The sequence below is a fragment of the Klebsiella sp. JN_Kp126 genome, assembly GCF_033843325.1.
In the GTDB taxonomy this organism is placed as follows: domain Bacteria; phylum Pseudomonadota; class Gammaproteobacteria; order Enterobacterales; family Enterobacteriaceae; genus Klebsiella; species Klebsiella michiganensis.
Genome location: NZ_JAWXQV010000095.1, coordinates 71,775 through 97,697, shown reverse-complemented (window position 1 = coordinate 97,697; position 25,923 = coordinate 71,775). Strand labels below are relative to the sequence as shown.

The 25,923-nt window shown below is 53.2% G+C and carries 21 protein-coding genes; 14 read left to right on the top strand and 7 right to left on the bottom strand.

The features are described from left to right. The first annotated feature begins 230 nt into the window (after window positions 1-230). The gene (locus tag SIK97_RS27095; protein ID WP_049079691.1) at window positions 231-932 is read left to right on the top strand and encodes a membrane protein associated with oxaloacetate decarboxylase; all 702 of its coding nucleotides are present in this window, start codon (window positions 231-233) and stop codon (window positions 930-932) included. A gap of 27 nt (window positions 933-959) precedes the next feature. Here the strand turns inward: SIK97_RS27095 and degS are convergent, their stop codons facing one another. The 3 genes from degS to zapG form a co-directional block, all read right to left on the bottom strand. Further along, window positions 960-2,021: an outer membrane-stress sensor serine endopeptidase DegS gene (degS, locus tag SIK97_RS27090; protein ID WP_009651894.1), complete on the bottom strand. Its 1,062-nt coding sequence runs from the start codon at window positions 2,019-2,021 to the stop codon at window positions 960-962. An 86-nt stretch (window positions 2,022-2,107) separates the two neighbouring features. Next, window positions 2,108-3,475 (bottom strand): serine endoprotease DegQ, encoded by a 1,368-nt coding sequence (gene degQ / locus SIK97_RS27085; RefSeq protein ID WP_014226999.1) that lies wholly within the window; start codon window positions 3,473-3,475, stop codon window positions 2,108-2,110. Between the two features lie 172 nt (window positions 3,476-3,647). Further along, complete coding sequence (gene zapG, locus SIK97_RS27080) at window positions 3,648-4,046, bottom strand: Z-ring associated protein ZapG (protein WP_004854637.1); 399 nt, start codon at window positions 4,044-4,046, stop codon at window positions 3,648-3,650. A 190-nt stretch (window positions 4,047-4,236) separates the two neighbouring features. On the opposite strand from zapG, the gene zapE reads away from it, so the two are divergent. From zapE to SIK97_RS27035, 9 genes are all read left to right on the top strand, one after another. Beyond that, the gene (zapE, locus tag SIK97_RS27075; protein WP_049079690.1) at window positions 4,237-5,370 is read left to right on the top strand and encodes a cell division protein ZapE; all 1,134 of its coding nucleotides are present in this window, start codon (window positions 4,237-4,239) and stop codon (window positions 5,368-5,370) included. Between the two features lie 219 nt (window positions 5,371-5,589). Then, window positions 5,590-6,018, top strand: coding sequence for a 50S ribosomal protein L13 (gene rplM / locus SIK97_RS27070; protein ID WP_004106200.1), 429 nt, complete (start codon window positions 5,590-5,592; stop codon window positions 6,016-6,018). A gap of 15 nt (window positions 6,019-6,033) precedes the next feature. Continuing rightward, window positions 6,034-6,426: a 30S ribosomal protein S9 gene (gene rpsI, locus SIK97_RS27065; RefSeq protein ID WP_000829815.1), complete on the top strand. Its 393-nt coding sequence runs from the start codon at window positions 6,034-6,036 to the stop codon at window positions 6,424-6,426. Between the two features lie 311 nt (window positions 6,427-6,737). After that, window positions 6,738-7,376: a stringent starvation protein SspA gene (sspA, locus tag SIK97_RS27060; RefSeq protein ID WP_014226997.1), complete on the top strand. Its 639-nt coding sequence runs from the start codon at window positions 6,738-6,740 to the stop codon at window positions 7,374-7,376. A gap of 3 nt (window positions 7,377-7,379) precedes the next feature. Then, window positions 7,380-7,868, top strand: coding sequence for a ClpXP protease specificity-enhancing factor (gene sspB / locus SIK97_RS27055; RefSeq protein ID WP_014226996.1), 489 nt, complete (start codon window positions 7,380-7,382; stop codon window positions 7,866-7,868). 755 nt (window positions 7,869-8,623) lie between these two features. Beyond that, window positions 8,624-9,304: a DUF1120 domain-containing protein gene (locus tag SIK97_RS27050; protein ID WP_032751486.1), complete on the top strand. Its 681-nt coding sequence runs from the start codon at window positions 8,624-8,626 to the stop codon at window positions 9,302-9,304. A 106-nt stretch (window positions 9,305-9,410) separates the two neighbouring features. Further along, on the top strand, window positions 9,411-10,121 hold the full coding sequence (locus SIK97_RS27045) for a fimbria/pilus chaperone family protein (protein ID WP_032751978.1): 711 nt from the start codon (window positions 9,411-9,413) through the stop codon (window positions 10,119-10,121). Window positions 10,122-10,130: 9 nt separating this feature from the next. Beyond that, window positions 10,131-12,524 (top strand): fimbrial biogenesis usher protein, encoded by a 2,394-nt coding sequence (locus tag SIK97_RS27040; RefSeq protein WP_057173179.1) that lies wholly within the window; start codon window positions 10,131-10,133, stop codon window positions 12,522-12,524. After that, the gene (locus tag SIK97_RS27035) at window positions 12,515-13,075 is read left to right on the top strand and encodes a hypothetical protein (protein WP_032751484.1); all 561 of its coding nucleotides are present in this window, start codon (window positions 12,515-12,517) and stop codon (window positions 13,073-13,075) included. Before SIK97_RS27040 ends, SIK97_RS27035 begins: the two co-directional genes overlap by 10 nt. Window positions 13,076-13,128: 53 nt before the next feature. Here the strand turns inward: SIK97_RS27035 and gltD are convergent, their stop codons facing one another. Continuing rightward, the gene (gene gltD / locus SIK97_RS27030) at window positions 13,129-14,547 is read right to left on the bottom strand and encodes a glutamate synthase subunit GltD (RefSeq protein WP_004854608.1); all 1,419 of its coding nucleotides are present in this window, start codon (window positions 14,545-14,547) and stop codon (window positions 13,129-13,131) included. A 9-nt stretch (window positions 14,548-14,556) separates the two neighbouring features. Beyond that, window positions 14,557-19,017: a glutamate synthase large subunit gene (gene gltB, locus SIK97_RS27025; RefSeq protein ID WP_025108152.1), complete on the bottom strand. Its 4,461-nt coding sequence runs from the start codon at window positions 19,015-19,017 to the stop codon at window positions 14,557-14,559. Window positions 19,018-19,690: 673 nt separating this feature from the next. On the opposite strand from gltB, the gene SIK97_RS27020 reads away from it, so the two are divergent. The 4 genes from SIK97_RS27020 to mtgA all read left to right on the top strand — a co-directional run bounded on the left by SIK97_RS27020 (window position 19,691) and on the right by mtgA (window position 24,707). After that, complete coding sequence (locus SIK97_RS27020) at window positions 19,691-20,626, top strand: TIGR01212 family radical SAM protein (RefSeq protein ID WP_014226987.1); 936 nt, start codon at window positions 19,691-19,693, stop codon at window positions 20,624-20,626. A gap of 131 nt (window positions 20,627-20,757) precedes the next feature. Continuing rightward, complete coding sequence (gene arcB, locus SIK97_RS27015) at window positions 20,758-23,097, top strand: aerobic respiration two-component sensor histidine kinase ArcB (protein WP_014226986.1); 2,340 nt, start codon at window positions 20,758-20,760, stop codon at window positions 23,095-23,097. A 234-nt stretch (window positions 23,098-23,331) separates the two neighbouring features. Beyond that, a complete protein-coding gene (elbB, locus tag SIK97_RS27010; protein ID WP_014226985.1) occupies window positions 23,332-23,985 on the top strand; it encodes an isoprenoid biosynthesis glyoxalase ElbB in 654 nt (217 codons plus the stop codon). Beyond that, on the top strand, window positions 23,982-24,707 hold the full coding sequence (mtgA, locus tag SIK97_RS27005) for a monofunctional biosynthetic peptidoglycan transglycosylase (RefSeq protein WP_014226984.1): 726 nt from the start codon (window positions 23,982-23,984) through the stop codon (window positions 24,705-24,707). Before elbB ends, mtgA begins: the two co-directional genes overlap by 4 nt. Before the next feature lie 52 nt (window positions 24,708-24,759). On the opposite strand, the gene npr is transcribed toward mtgA, so the two are convergent. Then, complete coding sequence (gene npr / locus SIK97_RS27000) at window positions 24,760-25,032, bottom strand: PTS phosphocarrier protein NPr (RefSeq protein WP_004106170.1); 273 nt, start codon at window positions 25,030-25,032, stop codon at window positions 24,760-24,762. Continuing rightward, window positions 25,029-25,883, bottom strand: a complete 855-nt coding sequence (rapZ, locus tag SIK97_RS26995; protein WP_004106169.1) for an RNase adapter RapZ — start codon at window positions 25,881-25,883, stop codon at window positions 25,029-25,031. The genes npr and rapZ overlap by 4 nt, the downstream gene beginning before the upstream one ends. Window positions 25,884-25,923 lie beyond the last annotated feature (40 nt).

Genomic DNA, 25,923 nt, shown 5'->3' with positions numbered 1-25,923 from the left:
CTGTCGTTGGTGTGCCTGTCATCCGGGAGCCGGAGAAAGTATCGGCAACTAAAAAATGGTTGCAGGCGTTCACAGTATCTACCGGATCGCAGACGGCTGTAAACCCGTAGCCCGGGTAAGGCGTCAGCCGCGACCCGGGAAATATCCCGGAGGCGGGAGCCGCAGACGGTGGTGAATCCGTAGCCCGGTCAGCGCAGCGCCACCGGGAGATTTCCTATAAGGAGGCTTTGATGAATGAAACCATAACATTACGCCCCGAAAGCAGGGCATCGACAAAAGATGTCATTATCGATTACATGCTGGCATCAGTAGATGAAGTTGAACAACTGCAGCCCGCGCTTAACCTGTTAGCGCAACCATCAGTTGCCCGCGGAGGCCATGATTTTTTTGTCCATTGCTATGAGGCGGGTACGCAAAATAAAGCAGCTGAAACAGAACCGGCGCTACCTGATACGGTATTTCGGGACTCCACGCCGTGGATGCAAAGAAGTGGGCTGCTGTGTGCCGCAGCGGGTCGCCTGAATGCCCTGGGCCAGCCGCTGACGCACAATCGTCTATGCGATCTGGCCGGTCAGTATTGCGCCAGCGTGGCGGATGCTGATGCCGAAACCCGCAGCGGTTTTTATACCGTACGCAGCATATCGCTGCCGGTTTACCGGCGGCTGCTGCGGGATAAGCATCCTTCTGGCATCTGTCTGCAGCAGGCGCTGCTGCACCTGCTGGCCTGGAAGAGCGATTCCCCCTGGGCCCGGCAGCAGGCTCAACGGTTGCTCTGGCAGGGCGGCGTTCTGGGGGATAAAGGCGAGTTTGCGCTCATGACGCTGGATGACGAGCTGCGGGAGCGCCAGTTTGCGTGGCCTGACCTGCGGTCGCTGCTGGCCATAACCGGGTTTCTGGCGACATTCCCGGCCGGGCCGATATTTGCTGATTGAAAGGTGCTCCCCCTGCGGGGGAGCCTGTTAATTGGTTGCCGGATATTCCTGTACGGCGATATGCAGCGTGATTTTTTTATCGTCGCGCATAATCACCACCGGAATTTCCGAACCCGGACGAATCTCTGCGACCTGATCCATGGTTTCGAGGGCGGAAACGGCGGGCTTGTCGTTAACGGAAATAATCACGTCGTTGGCGCGGATACCCGCCTGGGCGGCCGGGCCTTCCGGCGCAACATCATTCACCACAATCCCCTGCAGCTGATCGATACCGCCGCCGCCCTGCGCATGCATCGGCGCAATTTCGCGGCCGCTGATCCCTATATAGCCGCGAATCACGCGGCCATCGCGGATCAGCTTATCCATAATCTTGGTTGCCAGCTGGAAGGGGATCGCAAAGCCGATGCCCTCCGGCGTTTCGCCGTCGTTGCTTTTATCAAATGACAGGGTGTTGATACCCATAAGCTCGCCCAGCGAGTTCACCAGCGCGCCGCCTGAGTTACCGTGGTTGATCGACGCGTCGGTCTGCAGGAAGTTCTGGCGCCCGGTGGGGTTCAGGCCGATACGGCCGGTGGCGCTGATAATGCCCTGGGTAATGGTTTGCCCGAGGTTGTACGGGTTGCCAATCGCCAGCACGACGTCACCGATATGCGGCACGCGTTTCGGATTAATCGGAATGACCGGCAGGCCGCCGCTGGCGTTGATTTTTAATACCGCCAGATCGGTGAGGGTATCGGAGCCGACCAGCAGCGCTTCAAAGACCCGGCCATCCTGCAGGGCAACAATAATCTGGTCTGCATCGTTGATAACGTGCTTATTGGTCAGGATATAGCCGCGCTGATCCATGATCACGCCGGAACCGAGCGTTAGCTGGTTATGGCTGGTGCTGTTGAGGGCGCGGTTATAGACGTTCACGACCGCTGGGGCGGCGCGGCGAACGGCGGAATTATAGCTGGCGGGGGATTCATCCGCGCTATCGTACTGCGTGGTCGGCGAAAGCTGCCACTGGCGCAGCGAAGGCATAACGGCCAGCAGCAGGCCGCCGACAATCAAACCGATAAGTATCGAACGTAAAAACTTTCCAGGCATGATGCAGATATCGTTGATGGATAGACAGGCGCAGCATAACACGTCTTGTCCGGACATCGCACTGCACGCGATGCCCGGAAGGCGAGTTAACGCAGCAGCAGATAGATGCTTTCGCTGCCGCGAATGACGTTCAGCGCAATCACCGTCGGTTTGCTTTCGAGCACTTTGCGCAGTTCGGCAATGGAGCGCACGCGCTCGCGGTTGAGGCCAATAATGATATCGTCTTTATGCAGGCCCGCCTGCGCGGCCGGGCTGCCTTTATCGACATTATCAATGACGATGCCTTTGGTTCCGTCTTTCATCTGACCGTCGCTTAACGATGCGCCCTGCAGGGCCGGTGCGATAAGCTCGGCGCTGGCGGAAGAAGAGGTGCTCTTGTCCAGAGTGACTTCCACTTCAACGGGTTTTCCTTCGCGCAAGAGTCCTAACTTCACTTTGGTGCCCGGCTCGGTCGTGGCGATGCGTGAACGCAGTTCGGCGAAGCTGTTGAGCGGTTTACCGTTGAGACTGACGATAACGTCGCCAGATTTAATTCCCGCTTTGGCCGATCCGGAGTTTGGCAGGACCTCGCTGACGAACGCGCCGCGCTGGACGTCAAGGTTCATCGCTTTGGCGATATCCGCGCTCATTTCCATACCTTTAATACCCAGCAGGCCGCGTTTGATTTCACCAAACTGAATAAGCTGCTGGGAGAGGATTTTCGCCATATTGCTGGGGATCGCGAAGCCAATGCCGACGCTGCCGCCGCCCGGGGCCAGAATAGCGGTATTGATACCAATCAGCTCGCCGTTGAGGTTCAGCAGCGCGCCGCCGGAGTTGCCGCGGTTAATTGAGGCATCAGTCTGGATAAAGTTCTCCAGCCCCTCAAGGTTCAGGCCGCTGCGGCCAAGGGCTGAAATAATCCCTGAAGTGGCGGTCTGGCCCAGGCCAAACGGGTTACCGACGGCGACGGCGAAGTCGCCCACCCGCAGTTTATCTGAGTCGGCGATCGCGATTTGCGTCAGGTTGCTGGGTTTTTGCAACTGCAGCAGGGCGATATCGCTCTGCTCGTCGCTGCCGACCAGTTTGGCATCGAACTCACGCCCGTCGTTGAGCTGGACGCTGATTTTCTGGGCCTGATTAATGACGTGATTATTGGTCAGCACGTAGCCTTTTGCAGCGTCAATAATGACCCCTGAGCCCAGGCCTTCAAAAGGCTGCGCCTGCTCTTGCGGCGCGTTGTCGCCAAAGTACTTCTTCAGCTCTTCCGGCATATTTTGCGCGGGTGACGCGGTACCCTCAACCTGTACGCTCACTACCGCCGGCAACACTTTCTCCAGCATCGGCGCGAGGCTTGGCAACGCGCCCTGACCGGGAACCTGTGTCGGTAAAGACGCTGCTGCCGGAGGTAAGGCGGACAACGACAACCCAATGCTTAACGCTAACGCACTCAACAGCAAAGTCGGTTTATTCATTAGTTGCTGGCTCTCGTAACCTAAGGTGTATGGTAAACGTCCCGAATGGCCTGATGTTATTGAATTTTCGACCCGGTAACAACGTGGGCAATCGTTAAATTGTAGCTGGGATGGAAGGTGGAAACGGGCGCAGAGGGTGCGCCCGGAAAATATTTTTACTGTCGTTGCCGGTTTAGTCGCGCTTTACGCCGCCGCGCAGCAGACCGGATGCGCCTTCAGAGTAGTCGCGCGGCATCTGGACCGGGGCCTGATCGTTGCCCGCTTCGGACTCTTCCAGACGATTGCGGAACGGGTTGGCGTCCGCCATGCTGTCCGGCAGCAGGTTGTTGGAGCTTTTCGCCATATGCTGATACAGCTGGCGGTAATCATGCGCCATGTTATCCAGCAGCTCTGCGCTCCGGGCAAAATGGCTCACCAGCTCTTCGCGGTACTCTTCCAGCTCTGCTTTATTCTTTTCCAGTTCGAACTGCAGCGCCTGCTGTTGGCGTAATTTGCGATTGCCAAAACGCATCGCGACGGCGCCGATAATGATGCCGACAACTAGCCCAATTAGCGCGTATTCCCAGGTCATGAACATCTCCCGTTGTTTTGTGGTTCCGTAGGGTGGCTGTGAGGCTCTCCGCCTGCGCCCGATAGTGCCACTATAACCGCTAATTCCACAGAAGTGGAATCCTGGCGTATCATCACGTAGTGTAGAGCGGCCTTTTTTTCGTCAATCGTGAGCTACGGCATTACGGTTTTCAAGGAATAACAATTAGATCATGCAAAGCCTGTCCCCAACATCGCGTTACCTTTCCTCTCTCAAGGAGGGGAGCCATCAACCTGACGACGTCCAGCGAGAAGCGGTCAGCCGCCTCGATACGATTTATCAAGAACTGCAGAATAAACCTTCGGCCGCGCCGCAAACCGGCGGCGGTCTGCGGGCCAAATTCGGCAAACTGCTGGGCAAGCGCGAACCCGTTGCCGAAACGGCTGCCGTTCGCGGCCTCTACATGTGGGGCGGCGTCGGCAGAGGAAAAACCTGGTTGATGGATCTGTTCTATCAAAGTTTGCCGGGAGAACGTAAACAACGTCTGCACTTTCATCGCTTTATGCTGCGGGTTCATGAAGAGTTAACGTCGCTGCAGGGGCACAGCGATCCGCTGGAAATCGTCGCGGATCGCTTTAAAGCTGAAACCGATGTGCTCTGCTTCGATGAGTTTTTCGTTTCTGATATTACCGATGCAATGCTGCTGGGCGGCCTGATGAAAGCGCTGTTTGCCCGCGGCATAACCCTGGTGGCGACGTCGAATATTCCCCCTGACGAGCTGTACCGCAACGGCCTTCAGCGCGCTCGTTTCCTGCCCGCCATCGACGCCATTAAACAGCATTGCGATGTGATGAATGTCGACGCCGGTATTGATTACCGCCTGCGCACGCTAACCCAGGCGCATTTGTGGCTGTCGCCGCTGAACGCTGAGACGCAGCAGCAGATGGATAAACTGTGGCTGGCGCTGGCGGGGGCGAAGCGCGAGCAGATGCCAACGCTGGAGATCAACCATCGCCCGCTGCCGACGCTGGGCGTTGAGAACCAGACGCTGGCGGCTTCCTTCGCCACGCTGTGCGTGGATGCGCGTAGCCAGCATGACTATATTGCGCTCTCGCGTCTGTTTCATACCGTGATGCTCTTTGATGTGCCGGTGATGACCGGACTGATGGAGAGCGAGGCGCGGCGCTTTATCGCCCTGGTCGATGAGTTCTATGAGCGCCACGTCAAGCTGGTGGTCAGCGCGGCGGTACCGCTGTATGAGATCTATCAGGGCGAGAGATTAAAATTCGAGTTCCAGCGCTGTTTATCGCGCCTGCAGGAGATGCAGAGCGAGGAGTATCTGAAGCGGGAACACCTGGCGGGGTAAAACCGGGGACAAATCACATAAAGGGGTCGATCTTTGACCCCGACTTCTCTATAATCTTGCGACCCCACGTTACGAGAAGGTTTTTTTCCCAAAACTTTCTATGTGCCGGCATAGGCTATTCGAAGGGGTAGGTTTGCTGGACAATGTCGTGTGAACCTCAACTGACTAAACGTTTGGGTGTTCACCAACGTGTAACTTATTTATTTGGGTAAGCTTTTAATGAAAACTTTTACAGCTAAACCAGAAACCGTAAAACGCGACTGGTATGTTGTTGACGCGACCGGTAAAACTCTGGGCCGTCTGGCTTCCGAACTGGCTCTGCGCCTGCGCGGCAAGCATAAAGCGGAATACACTCCGCACGTTGATACCGGTGATTACATCATCGTTCTGAACGCAGAAAAAGTTGCTGTAACCGGCAACAAGCGCGAAGACAAAATGTACTACCACCACACCGGCCACATCGGTGGTATCAAAGAAGCGACCTTTGAAGAGATGATTGCCCGCCGTCCTGAGCGTGTGATTGAAATCGCGGTTAAAGGCATGCTGCCAAAAGGCCCGCTGGGTCGTGCTATGTACCGTAAGCTGAAAGTTTACGCGGGTAACGAGCACAACCACGCGGCACAGCAACCGCAAGTTCTTGACATCTAATCGGGATTATAGGCAATGGCTGAAAATCAATACTACGGCACCGGTCGCCGCAAAAGTTCCGCAGCTCGCGTTTTCATCAAACCGGGCAACGGTAAAATCGTTATCAACCAGCGTTCTCTGGAACAGTACTTCGGTCGTGAAACTGCCCGCATGGTAGTTCGTCAGCCGCTGGAACTGGTCGACATGGTTGAGAAATTAGATCTGTACATCACCGTTAAAGGTGGTGGTATCTCTGGTCAGGCTGGTGCGATCCGTCACGGTATCACCCGCGCTCTGATGGAGTACGATGAGTCCCTGCGTGGCGAACTGCGTAAAGCTGGCTTCGTTACTCGTGATGCTCGTCAGGTTGAACGTAAGAAAGTCGGCCTGCGTAAAGCACGTCGTCGTCCGCAGTTCTCCAAACGTTAATTGTTTTCTGCTCACGCAGAACAATTTGCGAAAAAACCCGCTTCGGCGGGTTTTTTTATGGATAAATTTGCCATTTTCCCTCTACAAACGCCCCATTATTACCACTTTTTCAGCATTTCCAGAATCCCCTCACCACAACGTCTTCAAAATCTGGTAAACTATCATCCAATTTTCTGCCCAAATGCAGGTGATTGTTCATTTTTTGTTTGGATGACGAACGAAATGAAGTCACGCAAATGGGGTTTTTACATCTGGCTGGCCATGCGTGGTCGGCAGCAGTACAAAAATTCTGAATATACCTGGAGGTTTTCATGGCTGTCGCTGCCAACAAACGTTCGGTAATGACGCTGTTTTCTGGTCCTACTGACATCTATAGCCATCAGGTCCGCATCGTGCTGGCCGAAAAAGGTGTTAGTTTTGAGATAGAGCACGTGGAGAAGGACAACCCGCCTCAGGATCTGATTGACCTCAACCCGAATCAAAGCGTACCGACGCTTGTGGATCGTGAGCTCACTCTGTGGGAATCTCGCATCATTATGGAATACCTGGATGAGCGTTTCCCGCATCCGCCGCTAATGCCGGTTTATCCGGTGGCGCGTGGGGAAAGCCGTCTGTACATGCACCGTATCGAAAAGGACTGGTATTCGTTGATGAATACCATTCAGACCGGTACCGCTGCGCAGGCTGATACTGCGCGTAAGCAGCTGCGTGAAGAACTGCAGGCGATTGCGCCAGTATTCACCCAGAAGCCCTACTTCCTGAGCGATGAGTTCAGCCTGGTAGACTGCTACCTGGCACCGCTGCTGTGGCGTCTGCCGGTTCTCGGCGTAGAGCTGGTCGGTGCTGGCGCGAAAGAGCTTAAAGGCTATATGACTCGCGTGTTTGAGCGCGACTCTTTCCTCGCTTCTTTAACTGAAGCCGAACGTGAAATGCGTCTCGGTCGGGGCTAAATGATGGATGTATCACAGCTGACGCCGCGTCGCCCGTACCTGTTACGAGCGTTCTATGAGTGGCTGCTGGATAACCAGCTGACTCCGCATCTGGTCGTTGACGTCACTCTGCCGGGCGTAATGGTCCCGATGGAGTACGCTCGCGATGGGCAAATTGTTCTCAATATTGCCCCACGTGCTGTCGGTAACCTCGAGCTGGCCAACGACGAAGTGCGTTTTAACGCGCGCTTTGGTGGCGTGCCGCGCAATGTCTCCGTGCCGATGGCGGCCGTGCTGGCGGTTTACGCGCGCGAGAATGGTGCGGGAACCATGTTCGAACCAGAAGCGGCTTATGATGAAGATGTCACTAGCCTGAACGATGACGAAGAGCTGCCTGACAGCGAAACGGTCATGTCGGTGATCGATGGCGATAAGCCGGATAATCACGACGACGATCCCGACGATACGCCGCCTCCTCGCGGCGGCCGTCCGGCGCTGCGCGTCGTTAAATAATGTTTATCAGGCCCTTCGGGGCCTGTTTTACTTTCTACCATTCACCGTGATTGCCGTAAAGCATCCCTCTTTAATTCTCTATTTCATACTCTCCGATGCGGGGACGTGGCGCTGATTTCAAACTCCGCTAATAAACTTCATATTTCTACTACACTCCGTGTAGGGCTCCTGGGTTGATTGTATTCCCCTTTCCACCCCCTTTTAACTGTATATCCGCTATCTGGTACGTCTTTAGTTAAGCTATTAAGCTGGGTTGCCGATGAGCGAAATAGCTTGATGAGTCTGTAATAAATCAGGGTGCGGTTGAAATTAAAATATAGTGCGGGAAATTTTTGTGAATTTATTGAATTCATATAATTAATATTCTAGTGTTTGATATTAACTTATTTTCCTTGTAAATGACTGTTCGGAATAATGGTGTTTTATTGCCGCTCTGAGGATAAAATATATCAATATTATTTTTATCGTTTATGGCGGTTTTATAATTAAAGTCAATGAATATTCATGTTAAGGCGCAAAAATCGTTGAGTTTTTGCTACGATTCATTGTTTTTTTTGTTTTTATTTACGTGAATTTCAGAAGGGTATTTATATGGCTTAATTATTGATTAAGTTTTTCTACATTTAAAGTTAATTTTTCTAAGTGTATTTTATTGTACCCTTTCATGTATTGTTCGTTTCGTATTTAATACGCATGCTTTCATTTAAAATGCGTTTATTAGATATATAAACATATTATACGTTAAGGATTGACTCATGAAAAAAACACTTCTGGCTGCCATTCTGGCAATGAGCGCGACTTCTGCTATTGCTGCTAACCCCTCCGCTGTATTAAAAGTAAAAGGTACTTTGACTAATGCTGCATGTACCCCAACTTTGAGTAATGGTGGTGTGGTTGATTATGGCATTATTAACTTGGGTATGCTTTCTGCTACTCAAGTTAATCAGCTGGGGCAGAAAGATATCGATTTAACTATTAATTGTACTTCACCAACCAAAGTATCATGGAACCTGGTTGATGAGCGCAGCAGTTCTAACGCAAATCTTGTCGTTGAAAACGCGACCTTTAATGGAATTTCTCTTCAAAGTATCGATCAGACTTACGGAGTTGGTAAGGCTGGCGAGGTAAATATTGGTTCATATTCTCTTTTTATAAAAAATAATAGCGTAACAGCAGACGGGAATAACGTTGACAATATCATTGTCGATTATTATGATTTAGGTGGAACTTGGAGGAATAATACTAATGGTACCACGGTAGGTAGCTCCTATCGCGATATTACTGTTGCGAATACCGGTTCTGTAGAACCGCTGGCATTCAAAACCGCCACTTTCCCAATGGCAACCTCTCTGGCAATTCAAAACACCAGCACGCTGGCTATTACTGACGATACCCCTCTGGATGGCCAACTTACCATCAGCCTGCGTTATCTGTAATTTTTAATATCATAAATTAATAATTAATAGGGGAAGTGTTTTGGCTATCCCCTATATAGAACGACCAGATTAACACGGAGTGTTAATGCTTAAGAAGGATTTTATTATGAGTTTATTTAATTCTTCAGCTATCAGATTGTGTATTGTCTCTGCATTTTGTCTGACCGCGCATTCAGTTTTTGCGGAAGGTATGGTGCCGGAGACAAGTTTACTGGTGATTGATGAAGCTACCCATAGTGGTACAATGAATGTTAAAAACACGGATGCGCATCCTGCATTACTGTATACCGCTATTATCGATTTACCAGATGAAAGTGAAGATATAAAAATAATGCCTACACAGCCTGTCATCCGCGTCGAACCTGGGCAAACACAACAAATTCGGTTTATTCTGCAGAATAACACACCACTGGAAGTGGAGCATTTTAAACGCGTAACGTTTGAAGGTATTCCGCCTAAAAATAATGATAAAAGAATTAAAATTGGTTTTAATATTCGCCAGGATTTGCCAGTTCTTATTCGCCCTGCTAACCTGGCTGTTGTTACTGATGCATGGAAGTATCTTCAATGGTCAGCAAAAGGAAATGAAGGAAAAGTCGTTAATCCAAGTAAATATGTTGTGCGGTTGGCTCGTGATATGATTTTTCTTCCTTCGGAAGCAACGGGGTATATTAATAAAAGCTATATTTTGCCCGGGGAAACATTAAAGATAACTATTTCAAAAAATATCGTTAGTGACAATAAAGTTAAATTTTTCCCTGCCAGTCGGTATGGTGTTGAAGTTCCAAGTTTTATTACGGAATTAAATGAAAGATAAGAAATATCTATGCATAAACAACGCCATTTTTCTTCCTGCAACTACGTATCTTTATGTTGTACCTTATCGCTGACTATATTTTTTTCTGCTGTTCTACAAGCCGAAGAGGTTACTTTTGACTCCGAAATGATTCACTCACGTGGGTTGAATATCAACCTTAACCGCTACTTTTCCCTGGCTCCACGTTTTCTTCCCGGTACACATTCAGTGCAGGTGAAAATTAATAATAGGGATAAAGGAACCGTGGCGGCGCGTTTTGGTGAGGATGGTACGCTTTGCATTGATAATGATTTTATTGAATTTGCCGGGTTAATGCCGGTTCCGTTGAAAAAAGATGAAGAGTGTCATGACATAGTTAATGATTATGCACAGGCAGTGGTTAAAGCCCTACCGGGTCAGGAAGCGGTAGAGCTGTTCCTACCGGCAGAAGCGTTGAACGACTTAAATGGCGACATTAAGAGTTTTCAGCGCGGCGGGATCGCCGGGTCGCTTAACTATAATCTGTTCAGTACACGCAGCGAATATGATGGTAGTGATGCCAGTCTCTACTCACAGGCCAGTCTGGAAGGTGGCCTGAATGCTGCTAGCTGGTCGTTGCGTAGCCGCTATATCCTCACCGACGATAATGGCATTAAAAATGCTGAAAGTATTTATACCTACGCCGAGCATGTTTTCGACATAATGAAGATGACAATGCAGCTCGGGGAGATTAATGCCAGATCGTACGTATTGAGTGGGGCGCCGATCCTTGGTGTTCAGTTGACGCCTACACGCGCTTTGCAAAGCCGCGGGAGTGGTATCAGTATTTCAGGGATTGCACGTAATGCCCAGGCTCGCGTTGAAGTACGCCAGAGCGGGCTGCTGATCTATAACACACTGGTGCCAGCCGGACCATTCACGATTGAGGATATGCCAGAGGTCCGTAGTAATGTGGATCTTGAGGTTACCGTTGTTGAATCCGATGGCTCAACCAGTCGCTTTATTGTTCCTGCCGCCTCCGTAAGGCGTTCATCGTTTTCTCGTCCCCAGGGAGTGTCTGTTTCAGTTGGTCAGGTGAACAAGATTAAGGGCGATCATGAAAATCCTTGGGTGTTTAACCTTTCTAACGACTGGCGTGTATTACAGCAACTGAATCTACTGTTCTCTGGCGCAATGGCGGAAAAGTATATTGCCTCGGGTGTTCAGACTGAATACTTACCAGCGGACAACTGGAGTGTATCCACCGGTGTCGCTGCAAGTCAGAAAAAGTATGGTGAGAAAAAAAATGGCGTGAAAACTGAGCTACAGACCTCGGTCAAGCTGGCGGAAACCCTGCGTTTATCCACAAGTGCAGCACATTTTAGCGACGGCTATCGTGAACTGACGGATGCTCTGAGTGATGATTTCCAGCCCTATACCAGTACATACTCGACTAGCCTGGCCTGGTCTACGTCGCTGGCCGGTACGGTCAGCGCAGGTTTTAACTACAGTAAAGGAAGCAGTGATTCGCGTAATTTGTTTTTCTTCTGGGGAAAAACCTTTAAATATGCCTCTCTTTCAGTGAATTGGCAGAGAGCGATAGGGAGCCAGAATGATGACACGTTCTACGTTAATCTAAGTATTCCGCTGGGTGGTCCGCAGAGTGTCAGCACTTATATGCGTAAACAAGGGAAAGATACTAGCTACGGTGTGCAGAATTCCGGTTCCTTGTCGCAGAATATGAATTATTACATCTCCGCTGACCGTGATAATAAAGGAAGTGAAAATAGCCTTAACGGCAGTTTGAATAGCAATCTGCATTATACGCAATTAGGCATTGGCGGCGGGCGCGTGGGTTCCCGCCACCGTAATTATAATGCCACGCTCTCAGGTGGGGTTGCGGCGCATAAAAGCGGCGTCACCTTCACGCCTTATACCATTCGGAATACGTTTGCCATTGCAAAACTGAGTGAATCGAAAGCTGGCGTTGAAATCAGTACTCCGCAGGGGACGGTCTGGACCGATTATTGGGGGCAGGCTGTTATCCCTGGGCTGAATGAGTGGCGTAATTCGCGCATTGAAATTGACGCGAACAAGCTGCCTGCGAGTATGACGCTGGCAAATGGAACAAAGTATGTGGCAGCTGCGCATGCTTCGGTGAGCGAAGTCGGTTTTAAAGTCCTGAATAACCGTCGGGTGATGATCCGCGTTAAGCGTGCGGATAACAGGGCGCTGGATAAGGGATTATCCATCGTTGATGAGAAAGGCAATTATATTGTCACCAGCGTGGATGACGGGCATGTTTTCCTTAATGAGGCTGAGCAGGTTTCGGCACTGTATGTCATGGACGACGATAATAACCGACTGTGCAAGATTGATTACATCTTAAGCGACAAGAGGGATGAAGACGCATTTTACGAAGAGGTGGACGGCGTATGTCGATGAATCAGTGGATAGGGATGCTGTTATCTGCGGGAATGTTGCTGTCAGGCACCGTTCGTGCCGAAGAGTGCCAGATTACGCTCTCCCGGACAAAAATTGATTATAACCAGATACGCCGTGATGACATTGTTTCTACTACCCAGAATTGGCACAAACTGTCTGAGTGGGAAGTGAATGTGAATGTTTCCTGTTCTGAAATGCATCAGATGGCGGTGCTGGTTCAGGGTTCTGCTGGCGAAAAAGGTCGCTTTTTGTTTGGCGCTCGCGGTGGGGTTGGGCTTAAGGTTGAAAATATTACCGTTGATGGCAAGTCCTACAGCGCTGGAAAAACAGTGGACCAGCTGAACTTTACGCCGGAGAGCGGGACAACATCTCCTCTGTATGTGCGTAACAATGAGGCGGTGATCGCCGTAGAAAATAATGTTGTGCCGCAAGGGAAGCAGATGAGTTTTCGCGTGATGCTGTTCCCCGTGCTCAACGAGAGTATGTTCAGTGGAAATACCGATAACACAACAATTGAAGCGGATATCGCCTGGCGACTGCTCATCAAATAGCACTTAGCTAAACGCTAAACGCCGGACGATTTTCTCATCCGGCGTTTTGTTTTTTACACTTCCAGGTAGTTCAGGATGCCGTCAGCCGCCTTACGGCCTTCGGCAATCGCGGTGACCACCAGGTCAGAGCCGCGAACGATATCGCCACCGGCGAAGATTTTCGGGTTGCTGGTCTGGAAGGCGTTGTCGCTGCCTTCCGGCGCAATCACGCGGCCCTGAGAATCGAGCTCGACGCTGTGCTTCGCCAGCCATTCCATGCTGTGTGGGCGGAAACCAAACGCCATCACCACGGCATCGGCGGGCACCACATGCTCAGAACCGGCCACGATTTCCGCGCGGCGGCGGCCTTTTGCATCCGGCTGGCCCATCTCCGTACGCGCCATCTTCACGCCGCAGACTTTACCGTTGGCATTCACTTCAATGCCCAGCGGTTGAACGTTGAACTGGAATTCCACGCCTTCTTCACGCGCGTTTTTCACTTCGCGCTTCGATCCCGGCATGTTCTCCTCATCACGGCGATAGGCGCAGATGACGTGGGTGGCGTTCTGGCGGATCGAGGTACGCACGCAGTCCATTGCGGTGTCGCCACCGCCGAGAACCACGACGCGCTTGCCTTCCATGCTAACGTACGGTTCATCCGCCGTTTCACCAAAGCCCATGATCTGCTTGGTATTGGCGATGAGGAACGGCAGCGCATCAAAGACCCCGCTGGCGTCTTCGTTTTCCAGCCCGCCGCGCATAGACTGATAGGTTCCGACGCCGAGGAACACCGCATCGTAATCTTTCAGCAGATCGTCGAGCTGTACATCGCGGCCCACTTCGATATTCAGTTTGAACTCGATGCCCATACCGGTAAAGATCTCGCGACGACGGGTCATCACCTCTTTCTCCAGCTTAAAGGCCGGAATACCAAAGGTCAGCAGGCCGCCGATCTCCGGATGGCGATCGAAGACCACCGCCTTCACGCCGTTACGGGTCAATACGTCGGCGCACGCCAGGCCCGCCGGGCCCGCGCCGATGATGGCGACGGTTTTACCGGTTTGTTTTACGCCGCTAAGGTCAGGACGCCAGCCCATTTCGAACGCTTTATCGTTGATATAGCGCTCAATGTTACCGATGGTTACCGCGCCGAACTCATCGTTCAGCGTGCAGGAACCTTCGCACAGGCGGTCCTGCGGGCAAACGCGCCCGCACACTTCCGGTAGGGTATTGGTCTGATGCGACAGTTCCGCCGCTTCAAAAATACGCCCTTCGTTGGCCAGCTTCAGCCAGTTCGGGATGTAGTTATGAACCGGGCACTTCCATTCGCAGTACGGGTTGCCGCAGGACAGACAGCGGTCTGCCTGTGCTTTAGCCTGGCCTTCTGAAAACGGCTCGTAAATTTCCACAAATTCAATTTTACGGATCTTCAGCGCTTTCTTTGGCGGATCAACTCGCTGTAAGTCGATAAATTGATAGACATTCTGACTCATCTTAACCCCTTACTGCGCCTGCACCCGCAGCTCAGCTGCGGAACGACTACGGTGACCCAACAGTGCTTTAACATCGCTGGACTTCGGTTTAACCAGCGCAAACTTCGCTGAGAAGGCCGGCCAGTTGGCCAGAATCTCTTCACCGCGCTGCGAACCGGTAAGCTGCACGTGCTCGGTAATTAAACCGCGCAGGTGCTCTTCATGGATGGCCAGAGAGTCAACATCCAGCACTTCTACCAGCTCAGGGTTCACGCGTTTGCGGAAGTCGCCGTCTTCATCCAGAACGTAACCAAAGCCGCCGGTCATGCCTGCGCCAAAGTTGACGCCGGTTTTGCCCAGCACGCAGACGATACCGCCGGTCATGTATTCACAGCCATTGTCGCCAATGCCTTCGACGACGGTGATCGCACCGGAGTTACGTACCGCGAAACGCTCGCCTGCACGACCCGCAGCATACAGACGACCGCCGGTCGCACCGTACAGACAGGTGTTGCCGATGATGCTGGCCTCATGGCTACGGAAGGCCGAGCCTACCGGAGGACGAATGGCGAGCAGGCCGCCGGCCATCCCTTTACCCACATAGTCGTTCGCGTCGCCGGTCAGATGCAGCTCAACGCCGCCGGCATTCCACACGCCGAAGCTCTGACCCGCGGTACCGCTAAAGTGGGCGATAATCGGATCGGCTGCCAGGCCTTGGTCACCGTGGGTCTGGGCGATATAGCCGGACAGCGATGCGCCAACGGAGCGGTCGGTGTTGCGGATATCGAACCAGAAAGTTTTGCTCTGCTTGCTGTCAACGTACGGTTTTGCCTGCTGCAACAGCTGAGCATTGAGTACGCCATTGTCGAACGGCGGATTGTTCTCTGTGCAGTACAGCGCTTTGCCGGGATGCGGCTCCGCGGTTTCCAGCAGCTTGCTCAGATCCAGCTTCTGCTGTTTGGCGGTAAAACCGTCCAGCTCTTTCAGCAGGTCGGTACGGCCAATCAGATCCACCAGACGCTTCACGCCCAGCTGCGCCATCAGCTCGCGCGTTTCGCGGGCGATGAATTCAAAGTAGTTGGTGACCTTAAACGGCAGACCGTGATAGTGGTTCTTACGCAGTTTGTCATCCTGAGTCGCTACGCCGGTTGCGCAGTTGTTCAGGTGGCAAATACGCAGATATTTACAGCCCAGCGCGACCATCGGGCCGGTACCGAAGCCGAAGCTCTCAGCCCCGAGGATGGCCGCTTTGATGATATCAAGGCCGGTTTTCAGACCGCCGTCCACCTGCAGACGAATTTTGTGGCGCAGCCCGTTGGCAACCAGCGCCTGCTGGGTTTCCACCAGTCCCAGTTCCCACGGACAACCCGCATACTTCACGGAAGAGAGCGGGCTGGCGCCGGTGCCGCCGTCGTAGCCGGCAATGGTGATCAAATCCGCATAGGCTTTGGCTACGCCGGTGGCGATAGTCCCGACGCCCGGTTCAGAAACCAGCTTCACGGAGATCATCGCTTTCGGGTTAACCTGCTTCAGGTCGAAAATCAGCTGAGCCAGATCCTCGATAGAGTAAATATCGTGGTGCGGCGGCGGGGAGATCAGCGTTACGCCGGGTACGGAATAGCGCAGCTTGGCGATATAGGGGGTGACTTTATCACCCGGCAGCTGGCCGCCTTCGCCGGGCTTCGCGCCCTGAGCGACTTTAATCTGAATAACGTCGGCGTTAACCAGGTAAGCCGGGGTCACGCCGAAGCGGCCGGAGGCGACCTGCTTGATGCGCGAGACTTTATTGGTGCCGTAGCGCGCCGGATCTTCGCCGCCTTCGCCGGAGTTGGAGTTACCGCCGATGCTGTTCATTGCTTCCGCCAGCGCTTCGTGCGCTTCCGGGCTCAGCGCGCCGATAGACATCGCCGCGGTATCGAAGCGTTTGAACAGTTCGCTGGCCGGCTCAACGTCGTCCAGGTTCACCGTGGTTCCGTCCGGCGTTACGCACAGCAGATCGCGCAGCGTTGCCGCCGGGCGCTCGTTAACCAGCTTCGCGTACTGCTGGTAATCGCTGTATTCGCCGCTTTGTACCGCTTGTTGCAGCGTGCGCACCACGTCAGGGTTATAGGCGTGATATTCGCCGCCGTGGACGTATTTCAGCAGGCCGCCCTGATCCAGCGGTTTACGCGCCAGCCAGGCACGTTTCGACAGGTTCAGCAGATCCTGCTGGAAATCCTCGAAGCCCGCGCCGCCGATACGGCTGACGACGCCCTGGAAGCACAGGTCGGACACTTCGCGATGCAGACCGACCGCCTCAAATAGCTTCGAGCAGCGATAGGAGGCAATAGTCGAAATCCCCATCTTCGACATGATCTTATACAGACCTTTGTTGATGCCGTTACGATAGTTCAGCATCACCGCGCGGTACGCTTTGTCGATGGCTTTGTTATCCACCAGCTTCGCCAGGGTTTCATAGGCGAGATACGGGTAGATAGCCGTCGCGCCGAAGCCGAGCAGCACGGCAAAGTGGTGCGGATCGCGGGCGCTGGCGGTTTCGACAATAATGTTGGCATCGCAGCGCAGGCTTTTATCGACCAGTCGGGTCTGGATCGCGCCTACCGCCATCGGAGCCGGTACCGGCAGACGGTTTTTGGCGATGTTGCGGTCAGAGAGCACCAGCAGAACGGTACCGCTGCGCACCATTTGTTCGGCTTTATCGCACAGCGCCTTCACGGTTTCAGCCAGCGTGGTTTCGGTGGCATCAAAAGTGATATCCAGGACGTCGGCGCGATAGTGCTCCTCTTCCATGGTGGTCAGCTGTTTAAAATCGGAGTACAGCAGAATCGGCGACTTGAAACTCAGGCGGTGCGCCTGGCCTTCCGCTTCGCAGAAGACGTTCATTTCACGGCCGATGCTGGTGGCCAGCGACATGACGTGCGCTTCGCGCAGCGGGTCGATCGGCGGGTTGGTCACCTGCGCGAACTGCTGGCGGAAGTAATCGTAAATGATACGCGGCTGGCTGGAGAGCACGGCAAATGGGGTATCGTCGCCCATTGAGCCGACCGCTTCCTGGCCGTTTTCACCCAGTACGCGCAGGACGGAGTCCAGCTCTTCGGCGCTGTAGTTGAACTGTTTCTGGTAGCTGGCGAGGGTATCATCATCCAGCTGGCGGCTACCGACTTCTTCATCCGGCAGCTCTTCGAACGGCACCAGACGACGGACGTTTTTCGCCATCCACTCTTTATACGGGTGACGGCTTTTCAGATCGTTGTCGGTTTCCGCGGAGTGCAGAATACGCCCCTCGCGGGTATCGATAACCATCAGCTCGCCCGGGCCGACGCGGCCTTTTTCAACCACTTCATCCGGCTGGTAATCCCAGATACCGACTTCGGAGGCGCAGGTGATGAGCTTGTCTTTCGTGATCACATAGCGCGCCGGACGCAGGCCGTTACGGTCGAGGTTACAGGCGGCGAAACGACCATCGGACATCACGATGCCCGCCGGGCCGTCCCACGGTTCCATATGCATGGAGTTAAAGTCAAAGAACGAACGCAGCTCAGGATCCATATCCGGGTTGTTCTGCCAGGCTGGCGGAACCAGCAGGCGCATAGCGCGGATAATGTCCATCCCGCCCGCCAGCAGCAGCTCCAGCATGTTATCCATTGAGCTGGAGTCAGAGCCGGTTTCATTGACGAACGGCGCGGCGTCGTGGAGATCCGGGATCAGCGGCGTCTGGAACTTATAGGTACGGGCGCGGGCCCACTGGCGGTTACCGGTGATGGTGTTGATCTCGCCGTTGTGCGCCAGATAGCGGAACGGCTGCGCCAGCGGCCAGCGCGGCACGGTGTTGGTGGAAAAGCGCTGGTGGAACAGGCAGATTGCCGACTCCAGGCGCAGGTCCGCGAGGTCCAGGTAGAAGCGCGGCAGATCCGCCGGCATACACAGACCTTTATAAATGTTGACCAGGTTCGACAGGCTGCAAACGTAGAAATCTTTATCTTCCTGCAGACGCTTTTCGATACGGCGACGCGCGATGAATAAACGGCGTTCCATATCGCGCGGACGCCAGCCAGCCGGGGCGTTCACAAAGATTTGTTCAATACGAGGCAGCGAGGAGAGGGCGATTTCACCGAGAACGCCTTCATTGGTCGGCACATCGCGCCAGCCGACGATAGACAGCGTTTCGCGTTGAAGTTCTTCTTCGACGATGCGGCGCGCCGCTTTGGCCAGTTCAGGATCCTTATTAAGGAACAGCATCCCAACGGCATAATTTTTGGCTAAACGCCAGCCGCGCTCTTCCGCAACAATTCGGAAGAAACGATCGGGTTTTTGTAGCAGCAAGCCACAACCGTCGCCGGTTTTTCCATCGGCAAGAATCGCGCCGCGGTGCTGCATTCGGGCCAGTGCGTGTATAGCGGTTCGCACTACCTTGTGGCTAGGTTCGCCTTCTATGTGGGCGATCAGGCCGAAACCACAGTTATCCCTCTCAAGGGATTTATCGTACAACATATCAGTGAACCTCCCCAGGCTCTACGGGACACCCTCCGATACCGATTGCGCACGGGCACAGAAAGAGCATGGCGACGGGGTTTACACCTCGCATTCGCCCTCTTTAAATCCTTTTCGCATCGGTACACAAGTTTGAGGACTTGCTGTTAAGAGGGAATCTCAATTACTGCATAAATATGATGAGCAGAGCACTCATCCAGAAAGCTTCCAGCGGATTCCCAACTTATCGGGAATCCACACATACGTCAAATGGCAATCTTATTTATACAAAAATGTGCTATACAACACCTAATTTGATGATTTTTAAGAAAATAATGGCATTTTAAATGCCAGGGAAACGTACCGGTCGTCATAATTGAGTGTGATCTGTCTCACTATATCGACGGCGAGACATTATCCTTCTGTGCTGAATTGTTTTTTCATTGCAGTTTTTTAAACTGGTTTTTGTTTGATTTGCGGTGACTGATACTGTTTTATGCCCTGGTAAAGATAATGGCAAATCAGCGGCTATATATAAGGAAAACTCATTACCATACGGATGAATTAAATTGCAGTTATCTTGAGTGTTTATGCAATGAGATAGGCAGCCGCGTTGACGATTGATCCAGGTCATCGCCGTCGGTAGCTAAAAATGGCAGGCTTGGCCCCTTTCTTAAGGCCGGTCTATCAGATTATGCAGTTACAAAAATTAGTCAATATGTTTGGCGGGGATCTTATGCGCCGCTATGGTGAAAAGGTTCATAAACTGACGCTGCATGGTGGATTTAGCTGCCCAAATCGCGATGGCACTATTGGTCGCGGCGGCTGTACGTTCTGTAATGTGGCCTCTTTTGCCGATGAAGAGCAGCAGCACCGCTCGATTGCGGAACAGCTGGCCCATCAGGCGCAGCGGGTGAATCGTGCAAAGCGCTATCTGGCCTATTTCCAGGCTTATACCAGCACTTTTGCCGAGGTGCAGGTGCTGCGCGCTATGTATCAGCAGGCGGTCAGCCAGGCGAATATTGTCGGGCTATGCGTAGGGACTCGCCCGGACTGCGTCCCCGGCGCGGTACTGGATCTGCTGACTGAATATCGGGAGCAGGGGTATGAAGTCTGGCTCGAGCTGGGTTTACAGACCGCGCATGATAAAACGCTGCACCGAATCAATCGCGGCCACGATTTTGCCTGCTATCAGCGAACCACCCGTCTGGCACGCGAGCGCGGCCTCAAAGTGTGTAGCCACCTTATCGTGGGCCTGCCGGGCGAAGGGCAGCGCGAATGTCTGGAGACCTTAGCGCAGGTGGTAGAGACCGGCGTAGACGGCATTAAGCTGCATCCACTTCATATTGTGAAGGGCAGTATCATGGCCAGGGCGTGGCAGGCCGGCAGGTTAAACGGTATTGCGCTGGAAGCGTATACGGTCACTGCAGGAGAGATGATTCGCCATACTCCGCCAGACGTGATTTATCACCGTATCTCCGCCAGCGCCCGACGCCCGACGTTGCTGGCGCCGCTGTGGTGTGAGAACCGTTGGACCGGGATGGTTGAGCTGGATAAATATCTCAATGAATACGGCGTGCAGGGGTCAGCCATCGGGCGTTGCTGGATCTCTCCGGCTGCTGCCGAATAACGTCTTTTCCGGCTGACGGCTCTCCACCGTCAGGCGCGTAACTATAATCCTTCCCGCATTTTTGGCACAACTTACAGCGTCTTGCTCAGAATTGAGTATTATTGTGCGAAGTTGTCGCGAAGGAATCCCTTATGAAGCAAATCCGTATGCTGGCGCAGTATTATGTTGACCTGATGATGAAGCTGGGTCTGGTGCGCTTTTCAATGCTGCTGGCCTTTGCGCTGGTGGTGCTGGCGATCGTTGTGCAGATGGCCGTGACGATGGTGCTGCACGGCCAGGTGGAAAGTATTGATGTGATCCGCTCCATCTTCTTTGGCTTGCTGATTACCCCGTGGGCGGTCTATTTCCTGTCGGTGGTGGTTGAGCAGCTGGAAGAGTCCCGGCAGCGCCTCTCGAGGCTGGTGGAGAAACTGGAGGAGATGCGCGAACGCGATCTCAAGCTGAATGTGCAGCTTAAGGACAACATCGCCCAGCTTAATCAGGAAATCGGCGAACGTGAAAAGGCGGAAGCGGAACGTGAAACGACGCTTGAGCAGCTGAAAATTGAGATGAAAGAGCGTGAAGAGGCGCAAATTCAGCTGGAACAGCAATCCTCCTTCTTGCGCTCCTTCCTGGATGCCTCTCCGGACCTGGTTTTCTATCGTAATGAAGATAAAGAGTTTTCTGGCTGTAACCGAGCCATGGAACTGTTGACCGGTAAAAGTGAAAAGCAGCTTATTCATCTTAAGCCGCAGGATGTTTACAGCGAAGAGGTGGCGGAGAAGGTGCTGGAGACGGATGAGAAAGTCTTCCGCCATAACGTATCGCTCACCTACGAGCAGTGGCTGGATTATCCGGACGGGCGCAAGGCCTGCTTTGAAATCCGCAAAGTGCCTTATTATGACCGCGTCGGTAAGCGCCGCGGTCTGATGGGGTTTGGCCGCGATATTACGGAGCGTAAGCGCTATCAGGACGCGCTGGAGCGGGCCAGCCGTGATAAGACCACCTTTATCTCAACGATCAGCCACGAGCTGCGTACGCCGCTTAACGGCATCGTAGGCCTTAGCCGAATCCTTCTGGATACCGATCTTACCGATGAACAGGAAAGATACCTGAAAACCATCCACGTCTCAGCGGTAACGCTGGGTAATATCTTCAATGATATTATTGAGATGGATAAGATGGAACGGCGTAAAATTCAGCTGGATAACCAGCCGGTGGACTTTACCGGCTTCCTGGCCGACCTGGAAAACCTCTCCGGCCTGCAGGCGCAGCAGAAAGGCCTGCATTTTGTGCTGGACCCCACGCTTCCGCTGCCGCATAAAGTGATCACCGACGGAACGCGTTTGCGCCAAATCTTGTGGAATCTTATTAGTAATGCCGTGAAATTTACTCCGCAAGGCGGGAATGTGAACGTCCGCGTGCGCTATGACGAAGGAGATATCCTGCACTTTGAAGTAGAAGATTCAGGGATTGGCATCCCTGAAGCGGAACAGGATAAAATTTTCGCCATGTATTACCAGGTGAAAGATAGCCAGGGCGGCAAGCCAGCGACGGGCACCGGCATCGGCCTCGCCGTATCGCGGCGCCTGGCGCGGAATATGGGCGGTGATATTTGCGTTACCAGCCTCCCGGGTAAAGGCGCGACTTTTACGCTTACCGTACACGCTCCGGCCGTTGCTGAAGAGGTCGAGGACACGCTGGCGGAAGATGAAATGCCATTACCTGCGCTGAACGTGCTGCTGGTGGAAGATATTGAGCTCAACGTGATTGTGGCGCGCTCGGTACTGGAGAAGCTGGGCAACAGCGTGGATGTGGCGATGACCGGCAAGGCTGCGCTGGAGATGTTTGTACCCGGCGAGTACGATCTGGTTCTGCTTGATATTCAGCTGCCGGATATGACTGGACTCGATATTTCTCGTCAGCTGAAACAACGCTTTGCCGCCGATGAGCTCCCGCCGCTGGTGGCGCTTACCGCTAACGTGCTGAAGAACAAGAATGAGTATCTGGATGCGGGAATGGATGATGTTCTTAGTAAGCCATTATCGGTTCCGGCATTAACCGCGATTATCAAAAAATTCTGGGATGCGCCGGAAGAAGAGGAGAATGCAATGCCATCTGTAGATAGCAGTAAATCGGCTTCTGTACTGGATATTCCGATGCTTGAGCAGTATATCGAACTGGTAGGGCCGAAGCTGATTAATGACGGTCTGGCCGTTTTTGAAAGAATGATGCCGGGCTACCTGGCGGTCCTGGAATCCAATTTAACCGCTCGCGACCAGAAAGGCATTGTCGATGAGGGTCATAAGATTAAAGGGGCTGCGGGCTCAATCGGTTTGCGCCATATCCAGCAGTTAGGGCAGCAGATTCAAACGCCGGATTTACCTGCGTGGTCGGATAACGTGGGTGAATGGGTTGAAGAGATGAAATCAGAGTGGCAAAACGATGTCGCGGTGCTGAAAGCGTGGGTCGCGGCGGCAGATAAAAAATGACCCCGGATAAACCGGGGTGCGCGAATACTGCGCCAACACCAGGGAACTGGTCGTTACGCCAGAATCATTTGAGTGATTTTTTTACACGGCGCAACCTGAGGATTTGGCTTACTCGCTCATTAAGATAGCAAACCTTAAATAGTTTGTTACATGAAACAGTAAAATATGTGAAGCATAGCGAGTAATTCAAAATTTTTGACTGCTTTCATAAACTTGTACTAAGGGGCTGATGTGATGAAGAAAATTGGTGTGGTGCTGAGCGGCTGCGGCGTTTATGACGGAAGTGAAATTCATGAAGCCGTCATTACCCTGCTGGCAATAGCCCGCAGCGGCGCTCAGGCCATCTGCTATGCGCCAGATAAAGTGCAAACCGATGTTATCAATCACCTGACCGGCGAAGCGCAGGCGGAAAGCCGTAATGTGCTCGTGGAAGCGGCGCGTATCGCACGCGGAGAGATTCAGCCTTTGGCCAATGCCCGAGCGGATGCGCTGGATGCGCTGATCGTCCCCGGCGGTTTTGGTGCAGCAAAGAACCTCAGCAGCTTTGCTTCACAGGGGAGCGAATGTGAAGTCGATCGCGATCTCAAGGCGCTGGCGCTGGCGATGCATCAGGCGGGTAAACCGTTGGGCTTTATCTGTATCGCTCCGGCACTGTTGCCGAAAATATTTGCTATACCGCTACGCGTGACCATTGGTACCGATCTTGATACTGCCGACGCGGTTGAGGAGATGGGGGCTGAACACGTGCCTTGCCCGGTCGACGATATTGTGGTGGATGAAGACAACAAAGTGGTGACGACCCCCGCGTATATGCTGGCGCAGAACATCGCCGAAGCGGCGAGCGGCATTGAAAAACTGGTCTCTCGCGTATTGGTTCTGACGGCATGACATTTCGCTTTTCGCCGTTGCGGTTGATTAAGCGCTTTGTGCTGAGGCTATTGTTGGCTTGTGCGGTGCTATGGGGCGGCGGGATTGCCCTGTTTAGCTTCGTACCTGTTCCTTTTTCGGCGGTGATGCTGGAGCGGCAGGTCGGCGCCTGGCTTTCAGGGGATTTTCATTACCTCGCCCATTCCGACTGGGTGGACATGGATGAAATTTCGCCGTGGATGGGGCTGGCGGTTATTGCCGCAGAAGATCAGAAATTCCCGGAACACTGGGGATTTGACGTCACGGCCATTGAGAAGGCGCTGGCGCATAATGAACGCAATGAGAACCGCATTCGCGGCGCCTCAACCCTGTCGCAACAGACGGCAAAAAACCTGTTTCTGTGGGACGGCCGCAGCTGGCTGAGAAAAGGGCTGGAGGCGGGACTGACCGTCGGCATTGAGACGGTATGGAGTAAAAAGCGGATCCTCACGGTCTATCTCAATATCGCTGAATTTGGTGAGGGGACGTTTGGCGTTGAAGCCGCGTCGCAGCGCTATTTTCACAAACCGGCCAGTAAACTGACGGCTTCCGAAGCCGCGCTGCTCGCTGCGGTGCTGCCTAACCCAATACGCTTCCGCGCCGATGCGCCATCGGGTTATGTTCGCAGCCGTCAGGCGTGGATCCTGCGCCAGATGAGGCAGTTAGGTGGGGAAGGGTTTATGCAGGCGAATAAGCTGCATTGATGATTTCACAACCGGTAACCCGGAAGGTACGCTGCCGCCGGGGGAATGAAAGCTAATCCTCATCAAACCCGGCGTTGAACAGCGCGATAACCGCTGCCAGCGCCTCCACTTCCTGTGGGCCGTTGGCTTCAATCTCGATCTGACGCCCTTTAGCTGAATCGAGCATCAGCAGCGCAATCACGCTATTTGCTTCCGCTTCGGTACCTTCATCATTACGCAGCAGCACCTCGGCATCATAGTTCTGCATTAATTCAAACAGCTTCATCGCCGGGCGAGCGTGCATGCCCAGCTTATTGGTGATTTCAACGGTTTGCTTAACGGTCATGATTTGCGTTTTTCCAGCGTCCGATGACGAGACTGCACGTTCTTACCGCGCGAGCGGAAGTAGTCAGCCAGCTGTTCGGCGATGTAAACCGAACGGTGTTTACCACCGGTACAACCAATGGCCACCGTCAAATAGCTGCGGTTATTGGTCTCCAGCATAGGTAACCATAGCTCAAGATAGCTGCGGGTCTGGTAGATAAAATTGTGAACTTCCGTGTGCCGGTCGAGGAAGGCGGCAACGGGCTTATCGAGGCCGGTCATGGGACGAAGCTTCGGATCCCAGTGCGGGTTCGGCAGAAAGCGCACGTCAAAAACGTAGTCGGCATCGATAGGTATACCGTGCTTAAAGCCAAAGGATTCAAACACCATCGTCAGTTCGCGCTCGCGTTTGCCTAATAAACGCGTGCGCAGCATTTCTGCCAGCTCATGCACCGACATTTCTGAGGTATCGACGATCAGGTCGGCGCGGGAACGCAGAGGCTCCAGCAGGTCGCTCTCTTCATCGATGGCGCTTTCCAGCGACAGGTTTTTACTGGACAGAGGATGTAAACGACGCGTGTCGCTGTAGCGGCGAATCAGGGTGTTACGATCGGCATCCAGGAACAGCAGCTGAGGTGAAAATTCTGCGGGCAGATTTTTCATCGCCTGCTCGAAGATTTCCGGCGACTCGGGCATGTTACGCACGTCAATGCTGACGGCTGCCGAGATGTTTCTGTCGGCGAGCGAGCGCGCCAGCTCGGGCAACAGCACAACCGGCAGGTTATCGACGCAGTAAAAACCCATATCTTCCAGCGCTCGCAGGGCGACGGATTTCCCCGACCCTGAACGGCCGCTGACGATCATCAGTACCATGTACCGTTTCTCCTCAGTACGAAAAAGAGTAAGGTGCGAC

Coding starts and splice junctions, on each gene's coding strand:
- SIK97_RS27040 (WP_057173179.1), top strand. CDS start 10,131: ATGCATAAACAACGCCATTTTTCTTCCTGCAACTACGTATCTTTATGT.
- SIK97_RS27020 (WP_014226987.1), top strand. CDS start 19,691: ATGCAGTTACAAAAATTAGTCAATATGTTTGGCGGGGATCTTATGCGC.
- SIK97_RS27045 (WP_032751978.1), top strand. CDS start 9,411: ATGAGTTTATTTAATTCTTCAGCTATCAGATTGTGTATTGTCTCTGCA.
- npr (WP_004106170.1), bottom strand. CDS start 25,032: ATGACCGTTAAGCAAACCGTTGAAATCACCAATAAGCTGGGCATGCAC.
- zapG (WP_004854637.1), bottom strand. CDS start 4,046: ATGACCTGGGAATACGCGCTAATTGGGCTAGTTGTCGGCATCATTATC.
- degS (WP_009651894.1), bottom strand. CDS start 2,021: ATGCCTGGAAAGTTTTTACGTTCGATACTTATCGGTTTGATTGTCGGC.
- rplM (WP_004106200.1), top strand. CDS start 5,590: ATGAAAACTTTTACAGCTAAACCAGAAACCGTAAAACGCGACTGGTAT.
- mtgA (WP_014226984.1), top strand. CDS start 23,982: ATGACATTTCGCTTTTCGCCGTTGCGGTTGATTAAGCGCTTTGTGCTG.
- SIK97_RS27035 (WP_032751484.1), top strand. CDS start 12,515: ATGTCGATGAATCAGTGGATAGGGATGCTGTTATCTGCGGGAATGTTG.
- zapE (WP_049079690.1), top strand. CDS start 4,237: ATGCAAAGCCTGTCCCCAACATCGCGTTACCTTTCCTCTCTCAAGGAG.
- rapZ (WP_004106169.1), bottom strand. CDS start 25,883: ATGGTACTGATGATCGTCAGCGGCCGTTCAGGGTCGGGGAAATCCGTC.
- rpsI (WP_000829815.1), top strand. CDS start 6,034: ATGGCTGAAAATCAATACTACGGCACCGGTCGCCGCAAAAGTTCCGCA.
- degQ (WP_014226999.1), bottom strand. CDS start 3,475: ATGAATAAACCGACTTTGCTGTTGAGTGCGTTAGCGTTAAGCATTGGG.
- SIK97_RS27095 (WP_049079691.1), top strand. CDS start 231: ATGAATGAAACCATAACATTACGCCCCGAAAGCAGGGCATCGACAAAA.
- gltD (WP_004854608.1), bottom strand. CDS start 14,547: ATGAGTCAGAATGTCTATCAATTTATCGACTTACAGCGAGTTGATCCG.
- SIK97_RS27050 (WP_032751486.1), top strand. CDS start 8,624: ATGAAAAAAACACTTCTGGCTGCCATTCTGGCAATGAGCGCGACTTCT.
- gltB (WP_025108152.1), bottom strand. CDS start 19,017: ATGTTGTACGATAAATCCCTTGAGAGGGATAACTGTGGTTTCGGCCTG.
- sspA (WP_014226997.1), top strand. CDS start 6,738: ATGGCTGTCGCTGCCAACAAACGTTCGGTAATGACGCTGTTTTCTGGT.
- sspB (WP_014226996.1), top strand. CDS start 7,380: ATGGATGTATCACAGCTGACGCCGCGTCGCCCGTACCTGTTACGAGCG.
- arcB (WP_014226986.1), top strand. CDS start 20,758: ATGAAGCAAATCCGTATGCTGGCGCAGTATTATGTTGACCTGATGATG.
- elbB (WP_014226985.1), top strand. CDS start 23,332: ATGAAGAAAATTGGTGTGGTGCTGAGCGGCTGCGGCGTTTATGACGGA.